The following is an 18,538-nucleotide window of genomic DNA, read 5'->3' on the forward strand; positions in this document are numbered from 1 at the left end:
CGTTTGGATGGAGTAGGACGGAATTTGGAGCCACGCGGTGTCGGTGCCCCCATCGAAGCAGTGGCAATTTCGATGTGGTCGGATTGGACCGCTGATGCGCCTCCGCCTCCAAGGGCAGATGTCACGATCAACCAACAAAAGTGTCAGAGACCGCGCGCAGCACCTGCATCGGCCCTATGGCGTGGACGCGGTCCAGTTCCTCTTGCGAACGCAAGAACAATGAGCCAGCGAAGCCGAGGCCGTTCACCGAGATCGATTCGAAGCATGCGCGCGAACGCGGCACGACGAGCATCCAGCCTCGGCGAACCAGCAGGTTGTAAGGTGCCGACTGAACTTCGCCCTCTTCGGCGGCGACAGCGGAAATGCCGCACCGATGAAGCAACTCGCGATAGAGGGCATGCAACTCGGGAGCCGTCGCTTGCGGCGCCAGACGTGCGAACGCATGCCTGAACGGCAGCCGCGAGCCGCTGGCGAACACTCGCTCCATCGGTACTTCATCCGGGCTTTCGCGTGTGAGCGGGAGCGGCACAAGCTGCAGGTGCTTGTGCCGTTGGCTGGCCCCGGCTTCGACGCCCCCGTTGTAGAAGGCGAGCCCATCGACTTCACTCAGGCAAGTGATGAGCGCCGCGAAATCCTCGACGGTCAGGAGGCGCTCCTGGCGTTCGAAGCTCCGGGTGACGAGCAGCACATGGCCGGCGAGCAGTTGAAACTTGTTCAGCAGGACGTAGTGCGAGGGCGCGAGGTCGCCGACGAACAGAGAACGGTCGTAGTCGCCGAGTGGATCCCTGGCCGCCGCGACATGGCGCGCCTCGTCCTTGCGCGCGAGGCTCGATACCGTGCGCAAGACGAACCGGACGCCATCGCTGTCGAGGAGGATGGTTTGAGTCTCGATCGGCTGCAGTGCACCGTCTGCCAAGGCACGCCGCATTGCATCTTGGACGATGGACAGCGAAAACACGCCGTCATTCTCGACCCGTTCCGGGCAACCGTGAATGACCACGTGGGACCCAGCGGTATCGACCGCCTCCCAACGGGACGGACTTGCCTGTCAAGCCGTTGCCTTGCGACCTTCGAAATACGCAGCCAGGCGCATCCGTTCCTGCTCGAAGGCCGACATGCCGGCGAGAACCGCCTTCCAGTCGCCGCTGCGGCTGGCGCGGTCGATGCGCTCGCACGCGGCTGCGAACGCGAGCGCGCCGACCATCTTGCTGGCGCCCGCCATGCGGTGGGCGAACTGGGTGACCTGGGCGACGTCGGCGGCGGCCACCGCCTGGCTGAGTCCGGCCGAGTCGTCCTCGCACGTTTGCCGGAAGGCTGCCAGAACCTCGGCCAACATCGATGCGTCGCCAGCGCATTGCGCCGTGAGGAGCGCCTCGTCGATCGGGCCGATGGAAGGGGCGGCCTCGGGACCCGGGCTGGCCGCAGCGGCGGGCGGCGAGGAGGCCTGGGGCAGCGGCAGCCATCGATCGAGCTTTTCGGTCAGCTGCGCCAGTTCCACCGGCTTGACCAGGAAATCGTCCATGCCGGCGGCCAAGCACGTCTCGGCCTCCCCCTGCAGCGCGTTGGCTGTGCAAGCGATGATCGGCACCCGCTCGCGCCCCGCGTCGGATTCCAGCCGGCGGATGCTGCGCGTCAGGTCGTAGCCGTCCATGTGGGGCATTTGGCAGTCGGTGATGACCAGCCCGAAGCGACCCGACTTCCACATCTCCAGGGCCTGGACGCCGTCGTCGGCGGTCTGGCCGGCATAGCCCAGCGCTCGCACCTGGCGCATGAGCAGCATGCGGTTGATAGGGTGGTCGTCCACCAGCAACACCAGCGTTCCTTCCGTCTCGGCCTGCGCGGTGCCGGGCGCCGTGCGGCGCATGGCCATGGCCGCAGGCAGCGCGCGTGCGTTGTCGGCGCCGCTGCCTGACAGGGTCTCGGCGACAGGCAGGGACAATTCCAGGGTGATCGTCGTGCCCTTCCCCGCCTCGCTGTCCAGGCGGATCGAGCCCCCCATCATCTGCGCCAGCTGCCGGGAGATGACCAGCCCCAGTCCGGTGCCGCCCGGCCGCCGCCGTGCCTCGTCACCGTCCGCCTGGCTGAACGGCTGAAACAGACGCTGCTGGTCCTCGGGGGAGATGCCGATGCCGGTGTCCTTCACCTCGAACCGCAGGCTTTCCTGTCCCTCCGCGCGTCCCAGCCATTGCACGTTGATGTCGATCCAGCCCTCGGAGGTGAACTTGATCGCGTTGCTGACGAAGTTGTTGAGAATCTGGCGCAGGCGCACCGGATCGACCCGCAGCGCCGGACTGACGCGTGGGTCGACCATCCGCCGGACGATCAGGCCCTTGCTGCTGGCATTGCCCAGGTAGATGCTCTGCACCTCCTCGATCAGGCGCTTGATCGAGACGATTTCCGGTCGGATCTCCAGCTTGCCGGCCTCGATCTTCGAAAAGTCGAGGATGTCGTCGATGATGCGCAGCAGCGACCGGCTCGATTCCCGCACCAGCCCGAGCGTCTCGCGCTGCTCGGCGTCCAGCTCGGTCAGGCTCAGGAGTTCCAGCATGCCCAGCATGCCGTGCATGGGCGTCCTGATCTCGTGGCTCATGGTCGCCAGGAAGGTGCTCTTGGCGCGGTTGGCGGCTTCCACCTCGGCGCTGCGCTGCGCCAGGGCCGCATTCAGCTGCTCGATTTCACGCTCCTTCTTCTTTCTCTCCGTCACGTCTTCCGAAATGGTCAGCAGGTAGCGCGGCCGGCCGGCGTTGTCGAGGATCGGAATTTTCTTCGCGTGGAGGACGCGCACGCTGCCATCGTATGCATGCAGGGTCTCCTCGGGGATGTCCACTTCCCGGCCCAGCGTGAGCGCTTCCTTGTCCTTGGCCGCGAAGAAATCGGCTTCCTCCTGGGAACTGACGAAATCGCGAATCGTCTTGCCGAGCAACTCCTCCTGGCTGCGCCCCGTCAATTGCTCGAGCGCGCGGTTGACGCGGACGAGCTTCAGGTCATCGGCGTTCTTGACCATGACCTGATAGGGGATGTGGTGGATCACCGAGTTCAGGAACGCATTGGCCGTTTCCAGTTCGGCCGTGCGAAGGTGCACGCGCGCCTCCAGGTCGACGTTCAGGGCACGCAGGTTCTCTTCCGCCCGGCGCAGCGCCACCTTCTGCCGTTGTTCGTCGAGCGCTCGCCGCACCGAGAAACCCAGCCGCTGCACCCGTTCCTTGAGGACGTAGTCCGTGGCGCCGGCCTTCATGCAATCCACCGCCTCTTCCTCGGTCATCAACCTTTTGGAAATCACGATCAGCAGCAGCTCCGGGTGCTGCTGCCGCACGTGCCGCAGCATCTCCAGGCCGCCGACTTCGTAGTCGGACAGCACGAGGTCGAAGGCTTGCCGCTGCAGGGCGGAGACGAAGTCCTCCCTGGTTGGCACCCACACGATGTCGCAGTCAAGATCCCCGCCCTGCAGCCTGTCCCGGATGCGCTGCGCATCGGCCGGGTCGTCCTCGAGATGCAGCACTCGGATGGTCATCTGGGCGCGTCCTGCTCGCCACGGAGCGACTCGACGACTTCCTTGAACTCCTCGCGGTTGCGTTCGCTCAGCGCGGAGAGGGCCTCGTGCGCCTGCAGGATCCGCTTGCGCATCGCGCCCTGGCCGCCCCCCGTGCCCAGCGCGTAGAGCTCGGGCGCGGCGGGGTGGTCCTCGCGGATCGCGGCCAGCACCTGCTGCATGCTCAGTTCCTCGAACAGGGCGCGCACGGCCGGCGTCACCCCCGCGAGCACCACACCGCCCCGGGCGACCAGCTCGTGCACCGTGCCGAGGCAGGTGCTGTCCATGTACTCGCAGCCGGAGAGGTCCAGCACCAGGGAGCGTCCTCCGTCCAGCACGGCCAGGGCCGTTTCATGGAAGGCGTCGCAATGCATCCAGGTGGCCCGGCCACGCAGCGCAAGGTAGGCGGCATGGTCGGTTTCGCCATAGAACACCGCCTCACTCTCGGACCGCGGCGCGCCAGAGGCGGCTGACGCGTCGGCCGCGGGGAGCTCGGCGCCATTGTCGAACCAGGAGGCGCCCGCGTGCGCGTCGATGAGCAGGATGGTCACGTCATCCCGGTCCGCTCCCGCCGGTGCGCCACCGTGAAGGTGGGCCATCGCTTCCTGCGCACTGGAGAGCGGCTTGGCCAGCACCTGCTTGAGCAGGTCCAGCTCGCGCTCCGACCCGGAGGGCAGCAGCCCGTCGGTGTAGAGGAGGATCCGGTCGCCCGCCAGGAGATGAAGACGCACCTGTTGGAAGTGCGCGTCCGGCGCCAGCCCGAGCGCGGGTCCCGTGCGACGGACCAGGCGCGTTTCCCGGCCGTGACGTGCGTGCAGCACGGGCGGATGGCCCGCCGATGCCAGCGTGAGGCTCGCGTCCGACGTATCCAGCAGGCCAAAGACGGCCGTCAGGAAAAGTCCCGGCGCGGCGTGCGCCTCGCAGATCGAGCGGTTCACCGCGGCCAAGACCTCCGCCGGCGGCAGCGCGAGGCCCGTCGCCGGGTCCACCAGGACCAGCCGCTGCTTGAACAGCACCGAGAGCATCGCCGAGGTCACCCCGTGGCCGGTGGCGTCGGCCAGGTAGAAGGCGAGGTGCTGCTCGCCCAGCCGGACCACGTCGTAGAGGTCGCCGCCCACATGCTGTCCCGGGCGGTAGACCGCCTGGATGCAATAGCCCTCCATCGGGGGCGGGCTGCGCGGCAGCAAGGCGCGCTGGATCACCTCCGCCCGCTCGAGATCGCGGCGCAGCACTTCGGACGTCTGCTCAAGTTCGCAGACCTTGCGCTTCAGCTCCCGGTGCAACCCCTCGCGTTCAGCCAGCAGCTGCCGCCGCTCGAGCGCGTTGCGCACCGCGACCCCCATCTCTTCGGAGTGCGGCGATTTCGACAGGAAGTCGAACGCCCCCAGCCGGATCGCGGCCACCGCCGAGTCGAAGGTTTCCAGCCCCGAGAGGACGATCCACATGGCGTCCGGCACCGCCTGGCGTCCCCAGCGCAGCAGTTCCAGGCCGTCCATGCGCGGCATCATGATGTCCGTCAGCACCAGGGCGACGTCCGGGTGCTGGCGCAGGACCTCCTGCGCAGCGATTCCGTCGGCAGCCTCCAGGACCGGCGCGCAGCCGAGGGTTTCCAGTGCCCGCTTCACCATCAGGCGGGTCACCGGCTCATCGTCCACCACCAGCGCGACAGGAGGGACAGGGTCGAAGTTCATCACATCCTCTAGCAGCTAGAGTGCTGTGCAGACAAGAATTCTGCGAGTCGGCGGGCGCGATGGCAAGCCACTGGCACAACGAGCCGCAGCGCCGATACGCCCACTGCCCCATTGGGGGTATCGAAGGGCTATATTGAACGTGCCGCACCGACGCTCCATCGGAGAGGACGCATGAGGAGGCAATCATGCCGAAAACATCCGCCATGACACTCCTGCCGACCGCGGGCGCCTGCGCCCTGCTGTTGATGACGGCAGCGAAGGGCGCCGACAAGGTCGAAGCCGATTCCATCGTTCTCGGCGCGGCGGTGTCGATCACCGGCAAGTATTCCGTCAACGGCAAGAACACGAAGGACGGCTACGATCTTGCGGTCAAGCGCGCCAACGAAAACGGCGGCGTCAAGGTGGGCGACAAGAGCTACAAATTCAAGATCGTCTACTACGACGATGAATCCACGCCGGCGCGCGGGGCGCAGCTCGCCGAGCGCCTGATTGCCCAGGACGGAGTGAAGTTCGTGCTCGGCGCCTACAGCTCGGGATTGACCAAGGCGATCGCGCCGGTGACCGAGAAATACAAGGTTCCGCACGTCGAAGGCAACGGCGCGGCGCGCGAATTGTTCACCCAAGGCTATCGCTACCTGTTTGCCGTCCTGTCCACTTCGGACTACTACTTGCGCGATGCAGTGAACCTGGCGGCCGAAGTCGCCAGGCAGAACGGTCGCGACCCGAAGACGCTCAAGGTCGCGATGGCTTTCGAGAACGATCCGTTCAGCCTGGACGTGCGCGACGGCGTGGTGGAGGACGCCGCGCGTCAGGGCATGAAGGTCGTCATCGACGACAAGCTGCCGCCCGACCTGAACGACATGGCGGCGACGCTCGCCAAGGTCAGGGCCCTCAAGCCCGATCTGCTCATCGTGTCCGGGCACGAGAAGGGCGCGACCCTCGTGGTGCGACAGACGGCGGAGATGAAGGTGGACGTCCCGATGATCGCCACGACGCACTGCGACTCGGCCCAGGTTGCGGAGACGCTGGGCAAGCTCGCCGAGTCGGTCTTGTGCGCTTCGCAATGGGACCGCACCCTGAACTATCGGGACAAGTGGTTCGGCACCGCCGAGCAGTATGCGCAGCGCTTCAAGAAGGAGTTCGGCTACGAAGCACCGTACCAGGCGGCCGAGTCGACGGCGTCGGTATTGGTCTATGTGGACGCCTTCGAACGCGCCCAGTCCTTCGATCCCGAGAAGGTGCGCGATGCCATCGCCAGCACCGACATGATGACCTTCTACGGGCCGATCAAGTTCGACCCGAGCGGAAAGAACACCGCCAAGCCCATGGTGCTTTACCAAGTGCAGAACGGACACTACAAGGTGGTGGCCCCGACCCGATGGGCCGAGGCCAAGCTGGTCTGGCCGCGAAAGGTCGCGCCGTAGCGGCGGCGCTCCGTTCCCCGGTCCGGCGGCCCGGGACTGGGAGAGGTGAATGGCGAGATGAACAACCTCCAGTTGCTGTTCGACGCGCCCGTGCTGTCGGTGCAGTTGCTGCTCGACGGTATCTGGATCGGAGCGATCTTTGCGCTTCCGGCCTACGGCATGGCGCTCGTCTGGGGCGTGATGAACCTGATCAATATCGCCCAGGGCGAGTTGGTCATGCTCGGGGGGTACGTCGCGTTCTTCCTGTATGCCGCCGGCATCCACCCGTTGTTCGGAATTCCGCTGGCCGCGCTGCTGATGTTCCTTTTCGGCTGGGCGCTGTACCGCAGCGTCATCTTCCGCGTCGTGGACAAGGATCTGTTCGTCTCCATCCTCGCCACCTTCGGCCTCAGCGTTCTCTTGCAGCAACTCGCCAACGGCCTGTTCGGCGCGAATCTGCGCACGGCCGAGTCCGGTTTCGGAACCTTGTTCCTGTTCGGCGGGCTGGTCACTGTCGCCGAGATCAAGCTGGTTTCATTCGTGGCGGCCCTGGTGGTCGGGGCTGCGTTGATGGGGTTTCTCAAGCGTTCGCGAATGGGACGGGCGATCCGGGCCACGGCCCAGAACGCGCGTGCCGCGCGCATCATGGGCGTCGATACAGACGCCGTGTACGCCTGGACCTTCGGCATCAACGCGGCGATCTGCGGGGCGGCCGGGGCCTTGGTGGCGATGACCTGGGTGGTGCATCCGTACCTGGGCCTGCCGTACACGGTGCGCTCGTTCATGATCGTGATCCTCGCCGGACTCGGCAATGTGATGGCCGTGTTCGTCGCAGCGCTCGGGCTCGGCGCGGCCGAGAATTTCGCCGGGTTCATCCTCGGTGCGGAATACCAGGCGGCCTTTGTCTATGGCCTGCTGGTCGTCATTCTCGTGTGGCGACGATTCTCGCTCGGTCGCCAGCGGAGGGTCCTGCGATGAACTCGGCGTTCACGCGTGCGGCCCTCTATGCCGGCGTGGCGGTCCTGGCGCTGCTGGCGCTGCTGGCGCCGATCCTGGTGCCCGGCTACCGCACGCAGCTGGCGTTCCTTTGGGTGATGATCGTGTTCGCGCTCACCTGGGACCTGCAAGGCGGCCAGATGGGCTACAACTCTTTCGGCAACATCCTGTTCTTCGGCATCGGCACGTACGCCTGTGCCGTGGTGCAGCGGGACTCGGGTCTCGGCTATTTTCCGGCGCTGTTCCTTGGCATGGGTGGGGGCGCCGTGCTTGCAGTCGCCGTGGCCGCACTGCTCGGGTCCGGCATGCTCGGCTTGCGCGGACACTACTTCGCCATCGGCACGCTGGGTCTTGGCATTGCCGCGGGCGAACTTGCCGGCGGCTGGGATTTCATCGGCGCCGGCGCGGGCATGGTCCCGCCGCTGTTCCCTGGCGCGATCGGCGGGCGCGAGAGCTTCTTCTACTACCTCTGCCTGGCACTTGCGGCCATCACCTTTGCGTTCCTTCGCTGGTTGTACGCCGGACGCTTCGGCCTTGCGATCAACGCCATCCGCGACGATGAAGACAAGGCCGAAGCGATGGGCCTGCGCACGACGCGGTACAAGACCACGGCGTGGTGCATCTCGGCGTTGTTTCTGGCACTTTCCGGCGCTGCCGTGGGCAACATGATCGGCTTCATCGATGCGCGCGAGGTCGCGTTCGCCGGCACGACCTTCGGCGTGTGGATGGTGCTGATGGCGATCCTGGGCGGGAAGGGAACGCTTTGGGGCCCCGTGATCGGTGCGGTGATCTTCCATCTGACCAAGGAGGCGTTCTGGACCTACCTGCTCGGCTGGCAGCGCGTGGCGCTCGGCTTGCTGATCGTGATCATCGTGGTGTTCTTCCCGCGCGGGATTCTCGGGTGGGTGCACGAGCGCTGGCCGGAGCGCTTCGGTCACCGGATCGAAGGATCGGAGGTCCATCAGTGACGGCGATCCTCAGCATCCGCGGCGTGCGCAAGACATTCGGCGGCGTGGTCGCCAACAACGGGATCGGTCTCGACGTGCCCGAGGGCAAGATCATCGGGTTGATCGGCCCCAACGGCTCCGGCAAGACCACGCTGTTCAATTCGATCGTCGGCTATCACCCGATCGACGCCGGCTCGATCCGCTTTCAGGCGCGCGAGATCTCCCGTTTGCGCGTGCCCGAAATCGCCCGTCTGGGTCTGTTGCGCACCTTTCAGCAGACGCGCATCTACCGCAGGATGACCTGCATGCAAAACATGATCATCAGCGTGCCGCAGTCCGGCGATCGATGGCGCTCGATGTTTCGCCGCGTTTCGCCCGCCGAGACCGGCAAGGCCGAGGATCTGCTCAAGTTCGTCGGCCTGTACGCCAAACGCCAGCTTCAAGCGGGCGAACTTTCCTTCGGACAGCAGAAGCTGCTCGAGTTCGCCATGGCGCTCATGAGCGAACCCAGGATGCTGCTGCTCGACGAGCCCACGGCCGGCATCAATCCGACATTGATCAACGGCCTGATCAGCCAGCTGCGCCGAGTGAACCGCGAGTTCGGGGTCACGCTGTTCGTCATCGAACACAACATGCGGGTGATCATGCGGCTGGCCGAATACATCTACTGCCTCGCGCATGGCGAGTTGCTTGCGCAGGGACAGCCTGAGGTCATCCAGAATGATCAGCGGGTGATCGACGCCTACCTGGGGGCGCGTTGATGGCGACCCAGAAGCACGGGCAACGCGACGACGCCGATCTGGACGAAGACTGGCTCTCGGTCGATGAGGTCGCGCGCGAGGCTGCGCTCCTGGTCGGCGAGGGGCCTTCGCGCGAGCGCATCGCCGAGCTGGCCGGCGGCAAGCCGCAGCTGTCTGTCGAGAGCCTCCATGCGGGCTACGGCAAGATGGAGGTTCTCCACGGCGTGAACCTGCAGGTGGCCGCCGGTCAGTCGCTGTGCATGATCGGCCCCAACGGCGCCGGTAAATCCACGGTGCTGCATTCCATCTACGGCTTCACGCGCATCACCGGCGGCAGCATCCGCGTCAACGGCGAGGACGTCACGCGCTTGCCGCCGAACCAGAAGCTCAAGCATTCCGGCATCGCCTACGTCCTTCAGGACAACTCGGTGTTCCCCGACATGTCGGTGGAGGAAAACCTCCTGATGGGAGGCTTTCTGCTGGCGCATCCCGACCAGGCCAGGGAAGCCGTCGAACGCGTGTTTGCGAAGTACCCCAACCTGGCCCATCGCCGCCGCCAGCCGGCGCGCGTGCTATCGGGCGGAGAGCGGCGCCTGCTCGAAATCTCGCGTGCGCTGGTGATGAATCCGAGCATCTTGCTGGTGGACGAGCCTTCGATCGGGCTGGAGCCGCGCTTCATCGACATGGTGTTTGAAATCCTGTCCGACCTGCAACGCAACGAAGGCAAAGCCATCATCATCGTCGAGCAGAACGCGAAGAAGGGCCTGCAATTCGCCGACATCGGCTACGCGCTGGTTTCGGGGTCGGTGGCCATGGCGGGCACGGGCGCCGAACTGCTTGAAAATCCGGACGTCGGACGCCTGTTTCTCGGCGCCCGGTCGACCGATTCCTGATTTCAACCGCAAGGCACGGCCAGCCGGACCTTGACAAGGTGTCTTTGAAACCGGCAGCAGCCCACGGGGTGCAGCAGCGGGATGCCGTCGTCGTCCTTCTCCTGCGGGCGCAGCGACAATGCACCCATGACTCAAGGCAAGCGCATCTCGGCAGACATCGGCGTCAGGCTGCAACAGCCGGAAGGCCGCTGACCCATGGTCCAACTGCAGGCGGAGCGCACCACCACGGTCCTCCACACGCTTCCAAACGGGGTGAGGCTGCTCGCCATTCACATTCCCCATGTGCAGAGCGCCAGTGTGGGCGTGTACCTGCGTGTCGGCTCCCGCGACGAGACGCCGGTGACCAACGGCATCGGCCATGTGCTGGAGCACATGGCGTTCAAGGGGACCACCACCCGCTCCGTTCAGGCCATCAACATGGATGCGGAGCGGCTGGGAGCGGACGTCAACGCGTTCACCGGCAAGGACACCACCGGCTACTTCATGACCGGCCTGGGCCGGCACGCGGAGCAGCTGCTGCGCATGACGGCCGACATCGTCTTGAACAGCACATTTCCCGACAGTGAACTGCAGCGCGAGCTGGAAGTGATCCGCCAGGAGGCCATCGAGTACGAGGAGGATCCGCTGGACAGCTCCAGCGAATTGCTCGACCGCGCGATCTGGGGCGACGACCCGATGGGCATGCCGGTGATCGGCACCGTCGGCAACATCGAAGGCTTTACCCGGAACGACCTGGTCCGCCACGTGCAGTCCCACTACGTCGCGGAAAAGACCGTCGTCGCGGCGGCCGGGAACTTCGACGTCGAAGCCTGGGTGGCGCTCGCCGGGGAACTCTTTGCAGCGATGCCCGCGTCGGCCGACTTGCCCGTGTCGCGACAGCCGGCGCCCGCGAAGTTCGTCGGTCATGCCATGGCCCGGCGCTTCACACAGGTGTCGCAGGTATTCCTGAACATCGCCTACCCGCTGGCGCCCGCGCGGCAGGAGGAGATGTCGCAGCAGCGCTGGCGCCTTGCGGCAACGCTGGCGGCCAACCTGTTTGGAGGCGGGATGTCGGCGCCCCTGGTCGACACCGTCCGGGAGCGGCTCGGCCTGGCCTACACGGCCGATTCCACGATGGACAGCGGGGACGTCTGGGCCAACTTCGTGGTGCATGCGGTCACGACCCCGGACAAGCTGGATGCGCTCGTGACGGCGACGGGCGGCCTGCTGCGTGCGCAGGCCACCACCATCGATCCGGTGCACCTGGAGCGGGCGAAGAACCAGCTGATCGTGTCCCGCGTGCGCGCAGCGGAAGGGACCTACGCAACGATGGAGCAGGCCGTCGAAGAACTCTTCGCCAGCGGGACCGTGACGCCGATGGCCGAAGCGATGGCGATGATCGACGACATCGGCGCGGAAGAAGTGCGGGCGGTCTTCGAGCGGATGCTGGCCAACCCCCCGGCGCTGGCGATGACCGGCAAGGGCGCCAGCGCGCGAACCGCGCGGCAGCTGGCAGCGCGCCTGGCTGCCTGACGCCGTTCTGCCTGCGGGCAACTGAACGGCATCGCGCCCACAGAATTGGGGATTCGGGCACTGGCGCTCGGGCGTAGCCTACTCGGAGCTGGCAACAATCCTGCAGCTGCGCGATGCCTTGCGGCGAGCGCTGAAGCAAACGGATTGAGACGAGCGACAGGGGATTTGACGCGATCAGCCGCCGCAGCGGCGACGAACAATAAGTTTCAGTTGTATCGTTTTACGAATCGGCGCTTGATGCGCGAAGACGGACTCAATTGCGATAATTCTAAAGTCCTCATGTCTGAGGTCATGCCATGCGCACCCATCCGGTCGATCTCCCTGAGTTCAGATGGGTTGCCGTGTGCGTCCCCTTGGCATTGGCAGCTTGCGGAGGCGACGGCAGCGGGGTCACCGGCACCTCGGCTGTCGGTACGGGCCCCCAAGAATCCGCGACCGCTACGGGTACCGGCGCGGTAGCCGGCGCCCCCGCCGCCGCGGCGTCGATCACTGAGGCAGGAGCCGCCTCCCCGTTGCCGCCCATCGAGCCAGCGCCCCCGCCGAAGAGCGCATTGCACAAGGTCACGACGCCCGCCGAGATCGCCGCGCAAAGAGCGAACGAAAAAGACCATCCGGCACCCATCGACCGCGGAAGCACGACCGGCAGGCTGCTGCCCAGCACGACGAACGGCAGCGTGCAGCCCAGCGGGGCAGCGGCCGTCGCGCCCGCGCCCGCGCCCGCGCCCGCGCCCGCGCCCAACAGCGTCGGCCAATGGTCGGTGTCCACGACCTGGCCGATCAACGCCATCCATATGGTGTTGACGCCCGACGGCAAGGTGATGAGCTATGGCAGCGACCAGAGCGGTGCGCAGGGTGCTCTGTGTCAGGGTGCCATGTGTTATGACGTGTGGACGCCGGCCACCAACGCGCACAGCCTGTTTCTGAAGACGGTCACCCCCGTCACCGATATGTTTTGCTCGGCGCAAACGGTGCTGCCTGCGGGACGGGTGCTGCTGGCCGGTGGCGACAGCCGGGGGGTCGACCCGAACCGCGTCAACTTCGGAGTGCCGGACGTCAATCTCTTCGATCCGTCCAACAACCAGATCACTGCCGGTCCGCCGATGTCTTTTGCGCGCTGGTACGCCACGGTAGTCCCCCTGGCCAACGGGCGGGTGCTGACGCTCGCCGGCGTCGACATCACGGGCTCGGGCTCGCCCATCCCCGAGATCTACACGCCGGCGCAGGGGCCAGGCAGCTGGACGCGCCTCGCGGGGATCACGAGCTGGCCAGCCGACTTTGTATATCCGCGCGCCTTCCTGGCCCCGAATGGAAAGGTGCTGGTCGCCAGTGCAGACAAGCTGTACAGCATCGACATCGGCACGCAAAGCATGACGCAGATCGGAACGCTGCCGAAGACGATCAACTGGATGTTGCCGTGGGCCGTCTACGACCGCGGCAAGGTCCTCCTGATAGCGGACGACGGCACCGCGGTGGTGCTCAACGTCAACGGCGACACGCCCGTGGCTACGGCCGTGACAGGGCCGGGAGCGAACCGCGTCTGGGGCACCGCAACCGTGCTGCCGGACGGCAAGGTGCTGGTCACCGGCGGCTCCGCGACGGACAACCAACTGGTCGACACCGCCTTCAAAGCCATGATCTGGGATCCGGGCACGAATCAGTGGACTGTCGGCGCGGCGGCGCAGAAGCCGCGCCTATACCACTCGAACGCGCTGCTGCTTCCCGACGCCACGGTGCTATCGGCGGGCGGCGGCTCGCCCGGCCCCGTCGTGAACCTCAATGCAGAGGTCTATTCGCCGCCCTATCTGTTCGACAGTACCGGCCAACCCGCTACGCGCCCGATCATCAACACGGCGCCGGCCCAGGTGAATCTGGGCTCCAGCGTCGGAATCACGGTTGCGTCGTCCCTGCCGATCCAGCGCGTCACGCTAGTGCATACGGGCTCCGTGACGCACTCGATCAACTTCGGGCAGAGTTTCCTGGAACTGCCGTTCACGCAGGCGCCCGGCGACACGAACGTCAACATCCAGTTCAACGAGAGCCCGAACGCCCTTCCCAACGGTTACTACATGCTGTTTGTGATCGACAGTGCCGGCGTGCCTTCGGTTGCCAAGATCCTGAACGTGAACTCCAGTTGGACCCAAATCGCGCAGCAAGGCCAATCGCTGATCCTGCCGTCGTCAATGCTCGTTCAGTACGGCAGCGGCAGCGACGTGGTGACCAAGACCTTCTCAGGCACCGTGAGTTGCAGGAACGAGTTCTTCGGCGCCAACCCGGCTCCGAGCATCGCCAAGGGCTGCTATGTTCTTTCGCCCCTGGCTTCCGGCGTCACGTTGGGGGCCCAGACTCCGACCAGCGACAAGACGGTGGCCGCTGAGGGCAATAGCTTCAACATGGCCAACGCGACGCTGGTCAGCTACGGTGCCGGTTTGCGCTGGATCACGAAGATGGTGACCGGCACCGGCACCTGCAGCAACGCGTTCTTCGGCACCGACCCGGCACCGTTCGTTTACAAGTCCTGTGTTGCGGACACCGGGACTGCGACCCCGCCACCACCCGGCGTGACCTTGGCCGTGGAAGGGGGCACCTTCACSGTGGCGACTGCGACCGTCGTCAGCTACGGCGCCGATACGCGCTGGGTGCAGMAGACAGTCACGGGGACGGCGTCCTGCACGAACGCCTTCTTCGGCRCGGACCCGGCGCCGGGCACGCTGAAATCCTGCGTGGCGCCGGCAGGCACTCCGCCGCCGCCGCCGCCGCCGGCACCGCCTCCGCCCACAGGGCCAACKCTGGCCGTCGAAGGAGGTACTTTCACCGTGGCGRCYGCSACCRTSGTCAGCTACGGMGCCGATACGCGCTGGGTGCAGCRGACAGTCACGGGGACGGTGTCTTGCACGAACGCCTTCTTCGGCACGGACCCGGCGCCGTTCGTCGTGAAGCGGTGCGTCGCCACATCGTGAGTTCGAGCCCGGACAGGCGCCTCGATGTGAAATTCGTCGATGCCTCTCAGGGGGTAGCGAGGCGACAGGAAGCTCTGCAGGCATTCGCAGGCACGTCGTCCTTCTCCTGCGGGCGCAGCAGCTCGGTCGCCATCGCGCTGGCGGCCTGCAGGATCTGGCGGGTGTTGCGGTAGTTGATCTTGAGGATGGTGGTGCGGCCCTGCGCCTGCACGCCCACGCTCTTGAAGCTGAAGGGCTTGCTACCGCCGCGCCGCTTGTCGTAGATGCTCTGGGCATCGTCGTACAACAGCAGCAGGCTGTTGGTGTGGGGGTCGACCATCTGCGTGACCAGCTTGAGCCATTCGGGCGCGAAGTCGTGGCCCTCGTCGACCAGCACCGCCAGGTACTGGCCTGAGGGAATCATGCGGCGGCTTGACCGCGTCGACTTGCCAAAGGCCTTGACCAGGTACTTGGCGCGGTAGCCGAGGATCATGGTCTTGCCGGAGCCTGCCACGCCGTGGCCGTCGCCGAGGCTGCGCGCACGCGCAGGAAATCGGGGACGGTGGCGGCTTCATCCGCATCGTCGAAAGGGGGTGTCCTGCAATCTTGAGGGTCTCAAATTCAGGTCAGCCCTACTCTCCTGAATGAGAGCGCGCGCTCAATTGTTCCAAGATTCGGGCGGCGATGCGAGACAGGTCTTGTTTTGTCGGAGAGTGTTCCGGAAATGCAGCCCTCAATGCCTGGTTGCGCTTGCCATGCGATACCGTGGAGCGGGTCAGGCGCACGTCGCTTGCCTGACATTCAGGGAGCAAAAATACATGTCGCAAGATATTTTTCTGAAGGTGAACGGCATTACTGGTGAATCACAAGATGCCAGCCATAAGGGTGAAATCGAAGTCTTGGATTGGGAGTGGGAGATCACCCAGCAATCCACCATGCACGCTGGCAGCGGTGGCGGCGCAGGCAAGGCCACCGTCAGCGACCTGACCTTTGACCACTACGTGGATCGAGCGAGCCCCAATCTGCTCAAGTATTGCCTGACGGGCAAGCACATCGACACGGCCACCCTTGTGGTTAGAAAGGCCGGGGGCTCCCCGCTGGAGTTCCTCACGATCACGATGGACGATGTGATCGTCACCAAGGTCGCGCCAGCGCTCACTGCGACCATGTCGCGCCCGCGAGAAGTAGTCAGTCTCGCTTTTGCCCGCGTGAAGCAGGAATACGTCATGCAGAACCAGCAGGGCGGTTCCGGGGGCACGGTATCAGCCGGCTACGACATTCAACAGAATCGCGAAATGTGAACGGAGACAAGAATGCTTTACATCACCAGAGCAGGCCATGTTGATGCCGAAAGAATCAAGGTCAAGATTTTTCCCAAGATCGAACGTCGACAAATGGATCGAGTAAATGGAATCGTCGTTCATCAAACCGATTCGCCGACTGCCCAAGCGACGTTCAACAGCTATAACGATGCAGGCGCCCACGGAGCGCATTTTCTTATTGATAAAGATGGCACTATTTACCAAACAGCATCGCTGTACAAATACACCGAACATGTAGGCAAGCTCAGGTCACGCTGCCTAGAAACTCATACATGCTCACCCTCAGAATTCAAAACGGTGCATAGTTTGCGCCATAAATACACGCTACTTTCTCGACATGAACACAAAAAATCTCACCCCAACAGATACCCTTCCAACGCCGACTCGATAGGCATCGAGATAGTGGGCCAGTCATCGGGAATGAAAGGCAATGAGGTTTACGAGAAAATCAATGGCACTCAGAATTTCTCATTAAAATGGCTGATTAAAGAATTGTCGGAGACATTGAATATTTCGATGCAAGAGGTGTTCAAACACCCAGAAGTCTCTTACAAGATCGAGACAGAGGCGGGCAACGCGCAATGGTAGGAAAGCGCAGTCTATGGTGCGTTCTTTTTTTGGGAATTTCGCTCTCAAACTTTGCAGCATCAAGAACCATTACAAAGTTAAAAATAATCGACAGCGGGCTCACGTTGGACTCATCCACCGCCGAAGGCTGCAAGAAATTCAAGCCAACCGCCAACCAAGTGAAACGCTTTTTCTCCAGGGCATATCCGGTTGAGCATTACATGTTGACGACCGAACGGTATTCGCCCTGCTATGCGAAGGGAACAATCAAGTTCAGCGACAACAATCAAGGCGATTGGTGGCTCTATTCGGGCGGAACTGCGGTCATCGAATGGAACCGTGGGAAGAGTGTTGACCTTCTATATAAATACAACAGATGGCATGATCCCTTTGCCGGCGCATACGGCCTTTGCTCTGAGGGGGAGTGCTGACCTGAAAACGAAGCGCCACTAAAAACCGCATGTGGCAGCGCAATCAACGCAGCTGATTTCTGGCGACCGCCCCCGCAAGCGGCGCCTTGGCGAGCGCGGCCACGACGGCCATCAGGCGCAATAAGGGGACCTTGAGCCCCGGGCGCGTGATGGCGCGCAACCGTTGTGATCACCGACATCGCCGTCAAGCTTTTTGAGACGTTGAGTGTGTCCATGAGTGAAATATATCGTCATCCCGAGATAGCGAGAAAGAACGCGAGGGAAGTCCCGCCAAATGGCAAAAAAATTCAGAGCATCGACCATCAAATCAGTGCTTATCCTTCTTGCACTGACGGTCATGGGGCATAGCTATGCAAGGACCGTCAAAAGTATAGAAATTGACACGGTCGGATTGAACCTTGAGTCCATAAAAAACGAAAATGCCGCAAGAGCCTGCAAGAGATTCAGGCCCACAAAGGACCAAGTAATAAGATTCTTCAACAGAGCCTATCCGGTTGAAACTTACGTCCTAACGACTGATCGTTTCAGCTCTTGCTACGCGGAAGGCTCATTGAAATTCAGTGATGGCTCATTTGGAAAGTGGATCTTGTATTCCAGCGGAACTGCGCTTTTTACCTTTAATAGGGGCGGTGTTGTGAGCCTCTATTACAAGCACAACAAGTGGCATGATCCATATGCATGCACCTATGGACTGAGCGATCAAGGGGAGTGTTGACCGAAATCGGAAAGGAATATTTCCTGCTGCGCGCCCGCTCGGGGCAGGCCCAGTGCTCTTTGAATTTCGGTGAAGCAGGGCTTTCTCAGGGCTCTTCGTCGTTTCCCATGGAACTGGACCTCATACCGCCCGAATCACCCGACGGGGTCGCGTGGGATTTCGTCCCGCCGATTCGCTGGATCGCTGGCGCGGCGGCGTGGGCTCTTCCCAAGCGATCTCAGCCGGCCTTGAACTCCTCCGCGGCTTGAACGTAGTTGAGGGTGCCATCGACGACCTCGATCACGTCCATGGTCTCCAGCTTGGCAATCACGCAAGCCACCTTGTCGGGCTCCGGCTGCTGGCCGATGCGCGACTGGATGCGTGTCTTCAACGCTGCCAGGTTGCGCGGTCTGCTGGAGCCGCGAATGTCCTTCAGCATGCCGTCGCAAACGATTTCCACTGACCTCTGCTTCCCGCCCTTGGGTCCGCACTTCAGTGCGGGTGCGATGGCCACGGGAACGACATCCAGGCTGTCCACACGCTCGACCGCCACCCCCTTCGATCGGGCATGCGCAACCGCGGGGTCATAGTCGCCGTCGCCGGCGACGATCAGGAATCGAGCATTGCCCTCGCGCCTGCCAACCAGGTAGCCGAGATACAGCACGAGGTGGAAATCGAGCGAATTCTTGCCGGGCCTGGAGATGTCGACGATGGATACCTGCACGCCCAACTCCTGGTACTGCGGAAGCACATTGATCTCTTGCTCGCCAAAGAAGATCCAGGCTTCGCCGTCAGCACCCATCCACGACGCCACGCACTCCGGCGACGGCTTCCGGTTCTGCAGATCGATCAGCAGATAGGTCTTGTTCATTGCCGC

At 63.9% G+C, this 18,538-nt stretch carries 16 protein-coding genes and 1 pseudogene; 12 read left to right on the forward strand and 5 right to left on the reverse strand.

Annotated elements, in window-relative coordinates; genetic code table 11:
* Positions 1 to 127: 127 nt before the first annotated feature.
* From AC1D2O_RS20465 to AC1D2O_RS20475, 3 genes are all read right to left on the reverse strand, one after another.
* A complete protein-coding gene (locus tag AC1D2O_RS20465; RefSeq protein WP_478090832.1) occupies positions 128 to 958 on the reverse strand; it encodes an ATP adenylyltransferase family protein in 831 nt (276 codons plus the stop codon).
* Positions 959 to 1,048: 90 nt separating this feature from the next.
* Positions 1,049 to 3,511 carry a PAS domain-containing hybrid sensor histidine kinase/response regulator gene (locus AC1D2O_RS20470; protein ID WP_478090833.1) on the reverse strand — a complete coding sequence of 821 codons (2,463 nt, stop codon included), beginning with the start codon at positions 3,509 to 3,511 and terminating at the stop codon, positions 1,049 to 1,051.
* Positions 3,508 to 5,220 (reverse strand): SpoIIE family protein phosphatase, encoded by a 1,713-nt coding sequence (locus AC1D2O_RS20475; protein WP_478090834.1) that lies wholly within the window; start codon positions 5,218 to 5,220, stop codon positions 3,508 to 3,510. The genes AC1D2O_RS20470 and AC1D2O_RS20475 overlap by 4 nt, the downstream gene beginning before the upstream one ends.
* Before the next feature lie 185 nt (positions 5,221 to 5,405).
* Here AC1D2O_RS20475 and AC1D2O_RS20480 point away from each other — a divergent pair, with 185 nt between their 5' ends.
* The 7 genes from AC1D2O_RS20480 (at position 5,406) to AC1D2O_RS20510 (ending at position 14,668) form a co-directional block, all read left to right on the forward strand.
* Positions 5,406 to 6,644: an amino acid ABC transporter substrate-binding protein gene (locus AC1D2O_RS20480; protein WP_478090835.1), complete on the forward strand. Its 1,239-nt coding sequence runs from the start codon at positions 5,406 to 5,408 to the stop codon at positions 6,642 to 6,644.
* 72 nt (positions 6,645 to 6,716) lie between these two features.
* Positions 6,717 to 7,601 (forward strand): branched-chain amino acid ABC transporter permease, encoded by an 885-nt coding sequence (locus AC1D2O_RS20485; protein ID WP_478157806.1) that lies wholly within the window; start codon positions 6,717 to 6,719, stop codon positions 7,599 to 7,601.
* Positions 7,598 to 8,587, forward strand: coding sequence for a branched-chain amino acid ABC transporter permease (locus tag AC1D2O_RS20490; RefSeq protein ID WP_478090837.1), 990 nt, complete (start codon positions 7,598 to 7,600; stop codon positions 8,585 to 8,587). The genes AC1D2O_RS20485 and AC1D2O_RS20490 overlap by 4 nt, the downstream gene beginning before the upstream one ends.
* On the forward strand, positions 8,584 to 9,327 hold the full coding sequence (locus AC1D2O_RS20495) for an ABC transporter ATP-binding protein (protein WP_478090838.1): 744 nt from the start codon (positions 8,584 to 8,586) through the stop codon (positions 9,325 to 9,327). The genes AC1D2O_RS20490 and AC1D2O_RS20495 overlap by 4 nt, the downstream gene beginning before the upstream one ends.
* Positions 9,327 to 10,199 (forward strand): ABC transporter ATP-binding protein, encoded by an 873-nt coding sequence (locus tag AC1D2O_RS20500; protein WP_478157807.1) that lies wholly within the window; start codon positions 9,327 to 9,329, stop codon positions 10,197 to 10,199. Before AC1D2O_RS20495 ends, AC1D2O_RS20500 begins: the two co-directional genes overlap by 1 nt.
* A 195-nt stretch (positions 10,200 to 10,394) precedes the next feature.
* Positions 10,395 to 11,711 carry a M16 family metallopeptidase gene (locus AC1D2O_RS20505; RefSeq protein ID WP_478093726.1) on the forward strand — a complete coding sequence of 439 codons (1,317 nt, stop codon included), beginning with the start codon at positions 10,395 to 10,397 and terminating at the stop codon, positions 11,709 to 11,711.
* A 296-nt stretch (positions 11,712 to 12,007) separates the two neighbouring features.
* A complete protein-coding gene (locus AC1D2O_RS20510) occupies positions 12,008 to 14,668 on the forward strand; it encodes a galactose oxidase-like domain-containing protein (protein WP_478157808.1) in 2,661 nt (886 codons plus the stop codon).
* Positions 14,669 to 14,762: 94 nt separating this feature from the next.
* On the opposite strand, the pseudogene AC1D2O_RS20515 reads toward AC1D2O_RS20510, so the two are convergent.
* Positions 14,763 to 15,188 (reverse strand): annotated as a pseudogene (locus AC1D2O_RS20515) (hypothetical protein); the annotation flags it as partial.
* Between the two features lie 277 nt (positions 15,189 to 15,465).
* Between AC1D2O_RS20515 and AC1D2O_RS20520 the strand changes: the two are divergent.
* The 5 genes from AC1D2O_RS20520 (at position 15,466) to AC1D2O_RS20540 (ending at position 17,930) form a co-directional block, all read left to right on the forward strand.
* Positions 15,466 to 15,948, forward strand: a complete 483-nt coding sequence (locus AC1D2O_RS20520; protein WP_478157809.1) for an Hcp family type VI secretion system effector — start codon at positions 15,466 to 15,468, stop codon at positions 15,946 to 15,948.
* A 12-nt stretch (positions 15,949 to 15,960) separates the two neighbouring features.
* Positions 15,961 to 16,557: a peptidoglycan recognition protein family protein gene (locus AC1D2O_RS20525; RefSeq protein WP_478157810.1), complete on the forward strand. Its 597-nt coding sequence runs from the start codon at positions 15,961 to 15,963 to the stop codon at positions 16,555 to 16,557.
* A 104-nt stretch (positions 16,558 to 16,661) separates the two neighbouring features.
* On the forward strand, positions 16,662 to 16,967 hold the full coding sequence (locus tag AC1D2O_RS20530) for a hypothetical protein (RefSeq protein WP_478157811.1): 306 nt from the start codon (positions 16,662 to 16,664) through the stop codon (positions 16,965 to 16,967).
* A gap of 274 nt (positions 16,968 to 17,241) precedes the next feature.
* The gene (locus tag AC1D2O_RS20535) at positions 17,242 to 17,682 is read left to right on the forward strand and encodes a hypothetical protein (RefSeq protein ID WP_478157812.1); all 441 of its coding nucleotides are present in this window, start codon (positions 17,242 to 17,244) and stop codon (positions 17,680 to 17,682) included.
* A complete protein-coding gene (locus AC1D2O_RS20540; RefSeq protein WP_478157813.1) occupies positions 17,679 to 17,930 on the forward strand; it encodes a hypothetical protein in 252 nt (83 codons plus the stop codon). The genes AC1D2O_RS20535 and AC1D2O_RS20540 overlap by 4 nt, the downstream gene beginning before the upstream one ends.
* Here the strand turns inward: AC1D2O_RS20540 and AC1D2O_RS20545 are convergent.
* Positions 17,900 to 18,532, reverse strand: a complete 633-nt coding sequence (locus tag AC1D2O_RS20545) for a PIN domain-containing protein (protein WP_477650737.1) — start codon at positions 18,530 to 18,532, stop codon at positions 17,900 to 17,902. The genes AC1D2O_RS20540 and AC1D2O_RS20545 overlap by 31 nt on opposite strands.
* Positions 18,533 to 18,538: the final 6 nt, after the last annotated feature.

It is taken from the genome of Variovorax sp. P1_G12, assembly GCF_056405555.1.

Bases quoted from the DNA above. Each gene is read 5' to 3' on its own strand.
- AC1D2O_RS20535 (WP_478157812.1), top strand. From the start codon at position 17,242: ATGGCAAAAAAATTCAGAGCATCGACCATCAAATCAGTGCTTATCCTT.
- AC1D2O_RS20500 (WP_478157807.1), top strand. From the start codon at position 9,327: ATGGCGACCCAGAAGCACGGGCAACGCGACGACGCCGATCTGGACGAA.
- AC1D2O_RS20520 (WP_478157809.1), top strand. From the start codon at position 15,466: ATGTCGCAAGATATTTTTCTGAAGGTGAACGGCATTACTGGTGAATCA.
- AC1D2O_RS20475 (WP_478090834.1), bottom strand. From the start codon at position 5,220: ATGAACTTCGACCCTGTCCCTCCTGTCGCGCTGGTGGTGGACGATGAG.
- AC1D2O_RS20480 (WP_478090835.1), top strand. From the start codon at position 5,406: ATGCCGAAAACATCCGCCATGACACTCCTGCCGACCGCGGGCGCCTGC.
- AC1D2O_RS20470 (WP_478090833.1), bottom strand. From the start codon at position 3,511: ATGACCATCCGAGTGCTGCATCTCGAGGACGACCCGGCCGATGCGCAG.
- AC1D2O_RS20545 (WP_477650737.1), bottom strand. From the start codon at position 18,532: ATGAACAAGACCTATCTGCTGATCGATCTGCAGAACCGGAAGCCGTCG.
- AC1D2O_RS20505 (WP_478093726.1), top strand. From the start codon at position 10,395: ATGGTCCAACTGCAGGCGGAGCGCACCACCACGGTCCTCCACACGCTT.
- AC1D2O_RS20490 (WP_478090837.1), top strand. From the start codon at position 7,598: ATGAACTCGGCGTTCACGCGTGCGGCCCTCTATGCCGGCGTGGCGGTC.
- AC1D2O_RS20525 (WP_478157810.1), top strand. From the start codon at position 15,961: ATGCTTTACATCACCAGAGCAGGCCATGTTGATGCCGAAAGAATCAAG.